We start from the raw sequence: 11,726 nt of genomic DNA, 5'->3' as shown, positions 1-11,726 counted from the left end.
AGCCTCCTTTGTAGACGGTATACCGTATGGAATATGCGCCGTCTAGGTCTCGACAAGGAGAGGCCCGATGGTTATTCCATACAGTATGGAGAATGCAATCAAGGACTGGCGCGGCCGTACCTACCTCCTCGGCCCCGTCCCCGCCGACCGCCGCCGCATGTTCTGGCTCGCGTGGGCTGCCATGGCCGCCGTCGGGCCGCTCCAGTACGGCTACGCCGCCCTGCTCGCGGGCGGGACCATGACTCCGCTGGTCGTCTGGGTGATCTGCCAGGCGGCCACCGCCCTGCCCGCGCTCCGGCTGGTACGCAGGGGCACCGTGAGCGTGCGCGCCGCCCTGGCCGCCGGGAGCGTGCTCAGCGGCCTGGGCCTGGGCGCCCTCGCCCTCTCGACGGCGGACCCGGGGGCCGCCTCGCTCATCGTGCTCGCCGGATACGGCGTGCTCGGCGGTGCGGGCGGCGGCCTGGTCTACGCCGTGTGCACCGAGGTCGTCTCCTGCTGGTACCCCGACCGCCCGGCCACCCGGGTGGGCCTGGTGACCGGCGCCTTCGCCTACGGCGCCGCGCCGCTGGTGTGGTGGGCGAGCCTCGATCCGGCCGCGGGCGCCGCCGCCTTCACCGCCGCCGCGCTGCTGGCCCTCGTGGTGATCGCCGCGGCCGCGCGCCACCTGCGCCTGCCTCCCGCGTCGTGGTGGCCGCAGACCGTCGACCCGCGCGCCCGCGCCCTGGACAAGGTGATCCTGCGCCGCACCCCGAGCGCCGCCCGCCAGTTCTCGCCCGCCCAGGCGCTGCGCTCGGCGACGCTGGCCAAGCTGGTGCTGATCCTGGTGTGCGCGGGCGCCGTGTCGCTGTTCGACGTCGTCGTGGTCGCCGGGTCGGGGTCGTGGGGCGCGCTGGTACTGCTGATCACGCTCAACGGGGGCGGGCGCGCCGTGGCCATGCGGGTGTCGGAGCGGTTCGGCCGCCGCCGGGTGCTCGGGGCCGTGCTCGTCTGCCTGGCGGCGGGTCAGCCGCTGCTGGGCGCCGGGATCGCGGGCGCGGAGGCGGGCGGGGCGGCGCTCTGGCTGGGCACGATCCTGGCCGGACTGGGCGGCGGCGCGTTCTACCCGCTGGTGGCCCGCCAGGCGCACGACTACTTCGGCAGCGACCGCCACCTGCACGCCACCGTCTACAGCACCAAGGCACTCGCGGGGCTCGCGGCGGCGGCCCTGGTCGCCGGCGGCGCGCTCCCGGCTGCCGGGGCACTGGCCGCGGTGGCGCTTCTTGCGTGCGTACGGCTGCGCGCGCCGCGTCTGCCTGCCACGATTCCCGTGTGACGAGCCTCACCAGCCAAGTGTTTCTCACAAACTGTATGCTGTAGGCAGTCGACGACAAACCGTTAAGTGGGGTCATGTGATGTTGGTGTCGGACCAGGCCAAGATTCCCCGCCCGGCCACGCTGCGCGAGAGCGTCATCGAGGCCATCCAGGAGCTGATCGTCTCCGGCCAGCTCAAGCCGGGTCAGCACCTGGTGGAGAGCGAGCTGGCCGAACTGCTCGGCGTCTCACGCCAGCCGGTGCGCGAGGCCTTGCAGCAGCTCAGTGGCGAGGGCTGGGTCGATCTGCATCCAGGGCAGGGCGCCTTCGTGCACGTGCCGACGTTGCAGGAGGCCGACCAGTTGCTGGCCGTACGCGCCCTCCTGGAGACCGAATCGGCCCGCCTGGCCGCACTCAACGCCAGCCCCGAGGGCGTGCAGGAGCTGCGCGACCTGTGCCTGCGCGGCCGCGCGGCCGTGGAGGCCGACGACGTGGAGGCCGCGGTGGCGACCAACTCCGCGCTGCACGCCCAGGTGGTCCTCCAGTCCGGCAACAAGGTGCTGGCCGAGCTGGCCGCCCAGGTGGCGCGCCGGGTGCGGTGGTACCACACGCCGGTGGCACGGCAGCGCGGCATGACCTCATGGGACGAGCACCAGGCGCTCATCGCCGCCATCGAGGCGGGTGACGCCGACCGGGCCGCGCACATCATGCGCGAGCACACCGAGCACACCCGCTCCTCCTACATGGAGCAACGCGCGGGCGAGCCGGTGGAGCCGGTGCAGAAACCGGTGCGCCGCCGCAGGCCGCGCAGCATTTAACGTCCTCCAGATTGGCCCGTAACACCTCGGGCAGAGAATGAATCCATGAATGCCTTACTGAGATTTCTCCGTTCCGATCCTGCCGGTGCGCCCGCGGACGGGCGGGCGCTGGGCCTGGGTCTGAGCGCCGCCTTGCGCAAGCACTACTCGGCCGAGGAGGCCGACCGCTACCTGGAGGTGTGGAGCGCCGCGGCAGAAGGCCGCGGGCAGGCGACTCCTCGCCCACCCGCGGCCTGATCAACGCTCGGCCGGCTGTGCCTGCCTGTCCTTGCGCGACTTCAGCAGGCTGAGCACCGTGGTGACGGCCAGGGTGCCGACGATGACCCCGAGCGAGACCACGATCGGGATCTCCGGCGCCCACGACACGCCGTCGTGGTGCAACGCCTCCATGATGAGCTTGACGCCGATGAAGGCCAGCACCACCGACAGGCCCTTGCTGAGATAGACCAGCCGGTCCAGCAGCCCTCCGATCAGGAAGAACAGCTGGCGCAGGCCCATCAGGGCGAAGGCGTTGGCGGTGAAGACCAGGTAGGGCTCCTTCGTCAGGCCGAAGATGGCCGGGATGGAGTCGAGCGCGAACAGCAGGTCGGTGGTGCCGATGGCGACCATCACGATCAGCATCGGGGTGACCATGCGCCGGCCGAGGTGCACCGTCAGCTTGGCGCCGTGGTAGGTGTCGGTGGTCGGCAGCACCCTGCGCACGGTGCGCAGCGCGATGTTCTCGGAGAACTCCGCCTCCTCCTCTTCGTGCCCGATCAGCTTCCACGCGGTGTAGATGAGGAAGGCGCCGAAGAGGTAGAAGAGCCAGTCGAAGCGGGTGATGGCCTCCGAGCCCGCCGCGATGAACGCCCCGCGCATCACCAGCGCCAGGATGATCCCGATGAGCAGCACCTTCTGGCGGTACTGCCTGGGCACCTGGAAGCGGCTCATGATGAGCAGGAAGACGAAGAGGTTGTCGACCGACAGCGAGTATTCGGTGATCCAACCGGCGAAGAACTCCCCGCCGTGGGCCGGTCCCGACAGGACCAGCAGGCCGACGCCGAAGACGACCGCCAGGCCGACGTAGAAGCTGACCCAGCCCACGCACTCCTTGAACGACGGTTCGTGGGGGTTGCGGGCCACCAGGTAGAAGTCCAGGGCCAGGATCAGGCAGAACCCCCCGATCGTGGCCAGCCAGATCCAGGTGGGCAGGTTCAACGGCTGATCCTCCTTGCCTGCTGTACGTAGGAATCGAGAAGCGCGGCCGCCCGGGGGTTGTCACCTGCCCGGCGCAGCAGCCAGTGCGGCATGATCCGCTCGTGCATCCAGATGAAGCCGATCGCGAAGCCGACGCTGACCAGGGCCTGGTAGGCCAGGAAGAGCAGGACCCCGTCGCGCATGCCCAGGCCCGTCAGCGACTCCTGGATGAGCCGGGCGACGGGGAAGGCGAGCATCCAGTACAGCCCGGCGGGCCCGAACGCGCCGGGGCGGAAGAAACCCTTGCCGAGCAGCGTGCCGTACAGGCCGCCGAAGATCGCGAGAGGTACGGCCAGCACCAGGCCGGAGGGCTGCCCCACGAGGAGGGTCAGCCCACCGGCGATGGCACCGGCGACGGCTCCGATCAGCACCCCGGGAAGGGCGAGTTCGAGGCTGTGCCGTAGGTTCATCAGCCCACGACCACGCCGAAGGCGAACAGGCTGTAGAACAGCATGCCGAGGTAGAACACCGCTCCGAAGCCGATGATGGCGTTGGTCCACCACTTCGGCCTGATCGGCTTGGGCAGCATGCGGTTGTTGACCAGCAGCAGCGTCACGCAGTAGGCGCCCATGGCGAACGTCGACAGGAACGCCAGCGTGTCCAGGATCCCGCTCGGTCCGTCGGCCGGGCCGAACAGCAGGATCAGGATGCCGAAGATGATCACGCCCCACAGGAAGCCCGCGTACAGGTAGGACATCTTCACCTTCTTCGCCCCGGGGACGAAGTTGTGGGTCATGTCCGCCTGGCCACGCGAGAAGGAGTCGAACAGTCCCAGCGTGGCGTTGAGGCCGATCAGAGCGATGAAGCCGAGGAAGATCGTGCCGAGCACCGCGCTGCCCGCCGAGGCGACGGCGTCGGACATGGCGCTCAGCGCGACCTCGCGGTCGTCACCCTGGATGGCGGTGCGCACGGCCGGGTTCTGCCGCACCGCCGCCTGCGCGATCACCGTGAAGGAGATCGTGACCAGCATGGTGATGCCCCAGAACAGCAGGAGGGCGTCGAAGGTGACCCAGCGCCGCCAGCCCCTCCACTTGGCCATCTCGGCCGGGTCCTCGGTGTCGAACATGAAGCCGCGGGAGGGCATCTCCTCCTCTTCGCCGGCGTGCCTCAGGCCGCGCACCTTGGGGATGTGCACGCCCATGCCGGCGCCGGAGTCGCGCAGGTGCAGGGTGTACCACATCTGCTGCATGCCCGACGGGCCGGCGAAGGCGCAGGCGCCCACGATGACGGGGAACCACGCGGCCGTCAGCGCCTCGGACGGCAGGTAGCCGAAGGAGAACATGCCGGTGATCGTGGTGACCACGTCGCTCCAGGAGCCCACCATGGCCGCGACCACCGCGGTGCCCAGGACGAGAGCGCCGATGAGCAGGGACAGGACGTTCTCGAGAACGTTGTAGATCACCTTGGCGAGGCTGAAGACCACCCCCACCAGGATCAGGCCCGTGACGGCCGTGACCGTCCACGGTATGCCGGTGATCTCCTCGAACGCCGCCGCGCCCGCCGACAGGTGGCCCGGCCAGATGTAGACCAGGATCGCCACGACGAAGAAGAACCACATCAGCGGCTTGAACACTCTGGCCGCGCCGGAGAAGATGCTCTCCCCCGTCGCCATGGCGTAGCGGGCCATCTCCAGCATGACCACGGCCTGGAGGGTGACGCCGATCAGGAACAGCCAGCGGATCTCCGGCCCGAACAGCAGCACGAGCCTGGGCCACATGTACGACTCGCCCATGCCCACGCCGAGGGCGACGAGGAAGACGGTCGGCCCCAGGATGTGCACGGAGGGCGGCGCGTCTGGCAGTTTCCTGATGGGCATCGGCTCCAGCCGGCCCGCTTTCCATACTCGTTCTGCTTCAACCGGCGGCGCTACCACCGGTTCTTTCGACGTGTCCACTTACGGACCTCCTGGGGGGTTGGTTCTTCTGCGGCGCGGTTCCCCGAATTACGCCCCCACTGCGTCACGGCTCTAACGCAGCAATCCAGCAGCCCTCGCCCAGCGGTACTTGGCGCCAAGCACCGCCACAGGCTTCTCTGTCGTGTACGGATACGCGATGACGCCATGCTCGAACAGGTAGTCGCAGGCCTCCTCGACCTCGGTGTCCCCGGCCAGTGAGGCCACGACCGGCTTGTGGTTGCCCTTGGCCCGCTCCTCGCCCACGACGCGGGCGATCAGTTCGGCGAAGACCATGGGCGGGGTGACGATGGTGTGCCAGTAGCCCAGGACCAGCGCGTGGATGCGCTCGTCGGTCAGGCCCAGCCGCACCGTGTTCTCGTAGGTCGACGGCGGTTCGCCGCCGGTGATGTCGATCGGGTTGCCCGCCGCGCCGAACGGCGGGATGTAGGCGCGGAAGGCCTCGTCGAGGTCCGGCGGGATCTCCATCAGGGAGAGCCCGGCGTCGACCACCGCGTCGGAGAGCAGCACGCCTGAGCCGCCCGCGCCGGTGATGATGACGACGTTCTCGCCCTGGGGCGTGGGCATCAGCGGCAGCGCCCTGGCGTACTCCAGCATGTCGTTGAGCCCGGGGGCGCGCACGACGCCCGCCTGGCGCAGGATGTCGTCGTAGACCTTGTCGTCGCCCGCCAGCGCGCCGGTGTGCGAGCCGGCCGCCCGCGCGCCGAGCGCGGTGCGTCCCGCCTTGAGCACGATGATCGGCTTGTGCGGCACGACCTCGCGGGCGGCCGCGACGAAGCCGCGCCCGTCCTTGAGGTCCTCCAGGTGCATGGCGATGGCGCGCGTGTTGTCGTCCTGGCCGAAGAAGGTGAGCAGGTCGTCCTCGTCGACGTCGGCCTTGTTGCCGACGCCCACGATCGCCGAGACGCCCATCTTGGTGGTACGGCTGAAGCCCAGGATGGCCATGCCGATGCCGCCCGACTGCGAGGTCAGCGCCACGCTGCCCTTGACGTCGTACGGCGTGCAGAACGTCGCGCACAGGTTCTCGGGCGTGTAGTAGTAGCCGTAGATGTTGGGCCCCAGGATGCGCACGCCGTGCTTCCTGGCGATGGCGACGATCTCGGCCTGGCCCTCGTGGTTGCCGGTCTCGGCGAAGCCCGACGGGATCATGATGGCCCCGGCCACGCCCTTCTGCCCCGCCTGCTCCAGCGCCCCGGCGACGAAGGCGGCGGGGATGGCGAAGACGGCGACGTCGATGTCGTAGGGCACCGCGGCGATCGAGTCGTAGGCGGGCAGCCCCATGATCTCGGGCGCCTTCGGGTTGATCGGGAAGATCCGCCCCTGGTAGCCGCCGTTGATGAGGTTGCGCATGACCGAGTTGCCGATCTTGCCCTGCTCGTTGGAGGCGCCGATGACGGCGATCGAGCGGGGTTTGAAGATGCGGGTCATCTGGCCGAGGATGACGTCCCTGCTCAGCCTCTCGCCTTGCGCGGGCCGCTCGCCGACGATGATCCGCACGTCCGCCGCGACGGCGCCCTTCGAGCTCGCGAACACGGGGTTGAGGTCGATCTCGATGATCTCCGGGTGGTCGTCGACCAGCCTGCCGACGCGCTCGATCAGATCCGCGAGCGCCTTCCTGTCCGCGGGCTCGGCGCCCCGGACACCACGCAGCACTTCTGCCGCTTTGATGTCATCCAGCATCGCAAGGGCATCATCACCCGAAAGCGGGGCAAGTCGGAAGGTCACATCCTTCAGGACTTCGACCAGGACACCCCCGAGGCCGAAGGCGACGACCTTGCCGAAGGTCGGATCGGTGACCGCGCCCACGATGACCTCGTGGCCGCCGCCGACGAGCTGCTGCACCTGCACGCCGTCGATGCGGGCGTCGGCGTCGTAGGCGCGGGCGTTGGCCAGGATCGTGTCGTAGCCCTGCCGTACCTCCTCGGCGGTCCTGAGCCCGACCAGGACGCCGCCGGCGTCGGTCTTGTGCAGGATGTCGGGCGAGACGATCTTCAGGACGACGGGCAGCCCCAGCTCGGTGGCGAGCGCCTCGGCCTCGGCGGCGGAGGTGGCCAGGCCCTCGCCCGGGGTGGCGATGCCGTACTGCTGGCAGATCGCCCGCCCCTCGGGCGCGGTCAGCGCGGTGCGCCCCTCCGCCAGGGCCTTCTCGATGATCTCCCGCACTAGATGACTCCGTTCGTCTTCAGCTCGGCCAGCTCCTCGGCGCTCACGCCGAGGGAGCCGTAGATGTCGGTGTTGTGCTCGCCGAGCAGCGGCGGCGTCCTGACCTCGACCGGCGAGTCCGACAGCTGCAGAGGGCTGCCGACGGTGAGGAACTCGCCGCGCTCGGGGTGGTCGACCGCGACCACGATGCCCTCGTCGCGCAGGCTCTCGTCCTCCGCCAGCTCCTTGGTCGACAGGATCGGGCCGCACGGGATGTTCTCGGCGTTGAGACGGTCGAGCACGCTCCACTTGTCGTGGTTGAGCGTCCACTCCTCGATCAGCTGGAACATCTTGTCCAGCTTGTTCAGACGCGCGTCGGGGGTCGCCCACTCGGGGTCCTCGGCCAGCTCGGGGCGGCCGATGATGGTCGCGATGGGCTTCCAGCCGACCGGCTGCACGATCACGTAGATGTAGTCGTTGGGACCGCCGGGCGCGCACCGCACCGCCCAGCCGGGCTGGCCGCCGCCGCTGGCGTTGCCGCTGCGGGGCACCTCGGCGCCGAAGGTCTTGTTCGGGTACTCCCGCAGCGGCCCGTGGGCCAGGCGCTGCTGGTCGCGCAGCTTCACGCGGCACAGGTTCAGCACGGCGTGCTGCATGGCGACCTGCACGCGCTGCCCCCGGCCGGTGGACTCGCGCTGGTAGAGGGCGGCCAGGATGCCCGCCACGGCGTGGATGCCGGTGCCGGAGTCGCCGATCTGGGCGCCGGTGGCCAGCGGCGGGCCCTCCTCGAAGCCGGTGGTGGCCATCGAGCCGCCCATGGCCTGCGCGATCACCTCGTAGGCCTTGAACCTGGCGTACCTGCCGGCGCCGAAGCCCTTGATCGAGGCGTAGACGAGCCGGGGGTTGATCTCCTGCAGGCGCTCCCAGGTGAAGCCCATGCGGTCGACCGCCCCGGGCCCGAAGTTCTCGACCAGGACGTCGGCCGACCTCACCAGCTCGGTGAACAGCTCCTTGCCGCGCTCGGACTTCATGTTCAGGGTGATGCTGCGCTTGTTGCAGTTGAGCATCGTGAAGTAGAGGCTGTCGACGCCCGGCTTGTCGCGCAGCTGCTGGCGGGTGATGTCGCCGGTGGGCGCCTCCAGCTTGACGACGTCCGCGCCCAGCCAGCCGAGCAGCTGGGTGGCGCTCGGGCCGGACTGCACGTGGGTCATGTCGAGGACTCGGACGTTTTCCAAGGCTTTTGTCATGGAAGGCCCCTACTTGTACATCGTCTGGTTCATGGTGCCGGGCGCGTAGACCTCGGGGTCCACCCATACGTTGATCAGCGACGGCTTGCCGGACTCGCGAGCCCGCCGGAGCGCGGGGCCGATCTCGGCCGGGTCGCCGACCTCCTCGCCGTAGCCGCCGAGCAGCTTGGCGAACTCGCCGTAGCGGATGTCGCCCAGCGTGTTGCCGATGCGGGCCCGGTCCTCGCCGTACTTGGCGGCCTGGCCGTACCTGATCTGGTTCATCGAGGAGTTGTTGCCGATGACGCCGATGAACGGCAGGTCGAAGCGGACCATCGTCTCGAAGTCCCAGCCGGTGAGGCTGAAGGCGCCGTCGCCGAACAGGCACAGCACCTCCTTGTCGCGGCGGGCCTGCTTGGCGGCCATCGCGAAGGCCATGCCGACGCCGAGCGTGCCGAGCGGACCCGGGTCCATCCAGTGGCCCGGCGACTTGGGCTGCACGACCTGGCCGGAGAAGGTGACGATGTCGCCGCCGTCGCCGATGTAGATCGTGTCCTCGGTGAGGAACTCGTTGATCTCGTGGACCAGGCGGTAGGGGTCGATCGGCTTGCTGTCGGAGAGCTGGCGCGGCAGGCGCTTGTCGTAGGACTGGGTCTCGACCGTGCGCAGCTCGTCCATCCAGGCCTTGCGCTTGGCGAAGGTGTCGGTGACCTTCGACGCCTGCAGGACGCTCGACAGGATGAGGCCGGCGTCGCCGACGATCCCCAGGTCGATGTCACGGTTCTTGCCGACGGTGCGGTAGTCGAGGTCGATCTGGACCACCTTGGCCGTCGGGCTGAGCCGCTTGCCGTACCCCATGCGGAAGTCGAACGGGGTGCCGACGATGATGATCAGGTCGGCCTCGGTGAAGGCGTAGCGCCGGCTGAGCTGGAAGTGGTGGGGGTCGCCGGGGGGCAGGGTGCCGCGCCCTGAGCCGTTCATGTAGGCCGGGACGTTCAGTCCCCTGACGAAGTCGATCGCGGCGTCGGTCGCGCGGCAGGTCCAGACCTGGCTGCCGAGCAGGATGCACGGCTTCTCGCTGCGCTGCAGGAGCTCGGCCAGCTTCTCGATCGCCTGCGGGTCGCCCTGCTGCCGGGTGGAGGCCCGGTACTGGCCCGCGAGCGGGATGCGGGCCTTGTCGAGCGGGACCTTGGCGTCGAGCACGTCGCGCGGGATCTCCAGGAAGCTCGGGCCGGGAGCGCCGTGGTAACACTCGCGGAAGGCCATGGAGACGATGTCGGCGATGCGCTCGGTGCTCGGGACGGTGGCGGCGAACTTGGTGATCGGGGTCATCATGTCGACGTGCGGGAGGTCCTGCAGCGAGCCCATCTTGTGCTGGCTCAGCGCCCCCTGACCGCCGATGAGCAACATCGGGCTCTCGGCCCGGAAGGCGTTGGCCACGCCCGTGACGGCGTCGGTCGTGCCAGGACCCGCCGTCACCACCGCGCAACCGGGTTTGCCGGTGATGCGGGCGTACCCATCGGCCGCATGGGCGGCCACCTGCTCGTGGCGGACGTCGATGACCTCGATCCCCTCGTCCACACAACCGTCGTAGATGTCGATGATGTGGCCGCCGCAGAGCGTGTAGATCACGTCCACGCCCTCGGCCTTCAGGGCCTTGGCTACGAGATGACCACCGGAGATGGTTTCCGACATGGGAGCGACCCTTCTGTCTTCCGCATACTGCATACCGTATGAGGGCTATGGTTACCCTCATGTGAACCGCGTGTCTAGACCTTTCTCGGCAACTCGAGGAGCTCGGCCTGCTCGCCGTCCCAGCCGGGAGGCACCACGGCCAGGGCGTCCGCCAGGGCGGCTCCCCACAGGCTGGCGGGGCCGTCGTGGCCGATCGGGACCGCGCCACGGCCCGTCCTGCGCACCGGGACCAGCCGGGTGTCCCGCGCGTGCGCCCGCACCGGTCCCGCCAGGGCGGACAGCTGCCTGGACGGGCCGCGCAGGAGCGGCACGAGCAGGGTCATCGCCGCGCCGAGAGCGGCGAACGGATTGCCCGGCAGACCCACCACGAACGGGCCCGCCCCTGGACCCGCCCCCGGCAGGCGGGCCAGGAGCTGGGGATGGCCCGGGCGCACCGCCACGCCGTCGACCAGCACCTCGGCGCCGAGCTCCGCGAGCACCGCGCGCAGATGGTCGGCGGGTCCCTTGGAGGAGGCGCCGCAGACCACGAGCACGTCGGCCTCCTTCGGCGCCCAGCGGCCCTCGCCCCTGACCGCCCAGCCCGTCAGTGCCCTGGCCAGCGCCTCCCGCCCGTCGGGCAGGCGCAGGCGGCCGGAGACGCGGCCGCCCGCCCACTCGACGAGGCCGGGCAGGAACGGGCCGATGGCGTCGCGCACCCTGCCGTGGCGTGGCAGGCCTTCGTGCACGACCTCGTCGCCGGTGACGAGCACGGCGACGTTGGGTCGCGGGCGGACGGGCAGCGTGTCGTGGCCGAGCCCGGCGGCCAGGGCCAGCACCACGGGCGTGACCTCGGCCCCTGCGCCCAGGACCACCGCGCCGCGCTCGACGTCCTCGCCGCGACGGCGGATGTGGGGGCGACGCGAGGGCTCCCGCTCGCCTACGACAGCACCCAGGAACGGGCGACCTCGCGGGTCCTCGCCCTGGTCACGCCGGTCGTGGGCCGGCTCGTCCTGGTCGTGGGTGTTCTCGCCGCGGCTCGTGTGTTCGTACGGCACGACGCGGTCGGCGCCGCGGGGCACCGGGGCGCCCGTGGCGATCTCGACGCAGGCGCCCGGCGGCAGCGGCCTCTGGTACGGCTCGCCCCCGGCCAGCACGTGCCCGGCCACCCGCCAGGGCCCCTCGCCCGCCACGGCGTACCCGTCCATCGCCGCCACGTCCACGCCCGGTAACGCGACGAGGGCGCGCAGCGGGGCGGCCAGGCGGCAGCCGTACGCCTCGGCGAGCGGCACCTCCACGGCGACCGGCGTCAGAGCGGCCCCGGCCGCGACGGCGGCCTCCCTCGCCTCCGCCCATGACATCGCGTGCCCTTCCACGGCGGGCGCACCCGCCGGGACCTCGGAAGACGGCCCGGCGCGCTCGCCGTGACCC

General features: G+C 70.3%; 10 protein-coding genes. 3 read left to right on the top strand and 7 right to left on the bottom strand.

Going from position 1 to position 11,726, the window contains the following annotated elements:
- The first annotated feature begins 85 nt into the window (after positions 1–85).
- The 3 genes from HNR30_RS02495 (at position 86) to HNR30_RS02485 (ending at position 2,345) form a co-directional block, all read left to right on the top strand.
- Positions 86–1,312 carry an MFS transporter gene (locus tag HNR30_RS02495; RefSeq protein ID WP_181607985.1) on the top strand — a complete coding sequence of 409 codons (1,227 nt, stop codon included), beginning with the start codon at positions 86–88 and terminating at the stop codon, positions 1,310–1,312.
- Positions 1,313–1,391: 79 nt separating this feature from the next.
- A complete protein-coding gene (locus HNR30_RS02490; RefSeq protein WP_181607984.1) occupies positions 1,392–2,108 on the top strand; it encodes a GntR family transcriptional regulator in 717 nt (238 codons plus the stop codon).
- Positions 2,109–2,153: 45 nt separating this feature from the next.
- Positions 2,154–2,345, top strand: a complete 192-nt coding sequence (locus tag HNR30_RS02485; RefSeq protein WP_181607983.1) for a hypothetical protein — start codon at positions 2,154–2,156, stop codon at positions 2,343–2,345.
- On the opposite strand, the gene HNR30_RS02480 is transcribed toward HNR30_RS02485, so the two are convergent.
- From HNR30_RS02480 to HNR30_RS02450, 7 genes are all read right to left on the bottom strand, one after another.
- Positions 2,346–3,305, bottom strand: a complete 960-nt coding sequence (locus HNR30_RS02480; protein WP_181607982.1) for a TerC family protein — start codon at positions 3,303–3,305, stop codon at positions 2,346–2,348. It lies immediately after the preceding gene.
- Complete coding sequence (locus HNR30_RS02475; protein ID WP_181607981.1) at positions 3,302–3,754, bottom strand: hypothetical protein; 453 nt, start codon at positions 3,752–3,754, stop codon at positions 3,302–3,304. The genes HNR30_RS02480 and HNR30_RS02475 overlap by 4 nt, the downstream gene beginning before the upstream one ends.
- Positions 3,754–5,160, bottom strand: a complete 1,407-nt coding sequence (locus tag HNR30_RS02470) for an Nramp family divalent metal transporter (RefSeq protein ID WP_181607980.1) — start codon at positions 5,158–5,160, stop codon at positions 3,754–3,756. Before HNR30_RS02470 ends, HNR30_RS02475 begins: the two co-directional genes overlap by 1 nt.
- Positions 5,161–5,310: 150 nt before the next feature.
- Positions 5,311–7,419, bottom strand: coding sequence for an acetate--CoA ligase family protein (locus HNR30_RS02465; RefSeq protein WP_181607979.1), 2,109 nt, complete (start codon positions 7,417–7,419; stop codon positions 5,311–5,313).
- Complete coding sequence (gene frc / locus HNR30_RS02460) at positions 7,419–8,645, bottom strand: formyl-CoA transferase (RefSeq protein ID WP_181607978.1); 1,227 nt, start codon at positions 8,643–8,645, stop codon at positions 7,419–7,421. Before frc ends, HNR30_RS02465 begins: the two co-directional genes overlap by 1 nt.
- Positions 8,646–8,654: 9 nt before the next feature.
- Positions 8,655–10,319 carry a thiamine pyrophosphate-binding protein gene (locus HNR30_RS02455; protein ID WP_181607977.1) on the bottom strand — a complete coding sequence of 555 codons (1,665 nt, stop codon included), beginning with the start codon at positions 10,317–10,319 and terminating at the stop codon, positions 8,655–8,657.
- A 74-nt stretch (positions 10,320–10,393) separates the two neighbouring features.
- Positions 10,394–11,656: a molybdopterin molybdotransferase MoeA gene (locus HNR30_RS02450; protein ID WP_181607976.1), complete on the bottom strand. Its 1,263-nt coding sequence runs from the start codon at positions 11,654–11,656 to the stop codon at positions 10,394–10,396.
- Between the last annotated feature and the right edge of the window lie 70 nt (positions 11,657–11,726).

Origin of the sequence: Nonomuraea soli, assembly GCF_013761175.1 — a bacterium.
Classification (GTDB): domain Bacteria; phylum Actinomycetota; class Actinomycetes; order Streptosporangiales; family Streptosporangiaceae; genus Nonomuraea; species Nonomuraea soli.
Note: the sequence above shows the minus strand (reverse complement) of the source record. Positions and strands in the feature narration are given on the sequence as shown.

Bases quoted from the DNA above. Each gene is read 5' to 3' on its own strand.
- HNR30_RS02495 (WP_181607985.1), top strand. From the start codon at position 86: ATGGAGAATGCAATCAAGGACTGGCGCGGCCGTACCTACCTCCTCGGC.
- HNR30_RS02490 (WP_181607984.1), top strand. From the start codon at position 1,392: ATGTTGGTGTCGGACCAGGCCAAGATTCCCCGCCCGGCCACGCTGCGC.
- HNR30_RS02485 (WP_181607983.1), top strand. From the start codon at position 2,154: ATGAATGCCTTACTGAGATTTCTCCGTTCCGATCCTGCCGGTGCGCCC.
- HNR30_RS02475 (WP_181607981.1), bottom strand. From the start codon at position 3,754: ATGAACCTACGGCACAGCCTCGAACTCGCCCTTCCCGGGGTGCTGATC.
- HNR30_RS02470 (WP_181607980.1), bottom strand. From the start codon at position 5,160: ATGCCCATCAGGAAACTGCCAGACGCGCCGCCCTCCGTGCACATCCTG.
- frc (WP_181607978.1), bottom strand. From the start codon at position 8,645: ATGACAAAAGCCTTGGAAAACGTCCGAGTCCTCGACATGACCCACGTG.
- HNR30_RS02455 (WP_181607977.1), bottom strand. From the start codon at position 10,319: ATGTCGGAAACCATCTCCGGTGGTCATCTCGTAGCCAAGGCCCTGAAG.
- HNR30_RS02450 (WP_181607976.1), bottom strand. From the start codon at position 11,656: ATGTCATGGGCGGAGGCGAGGGAGGCCGCCGTCGCGGCCGGGGCCGCT.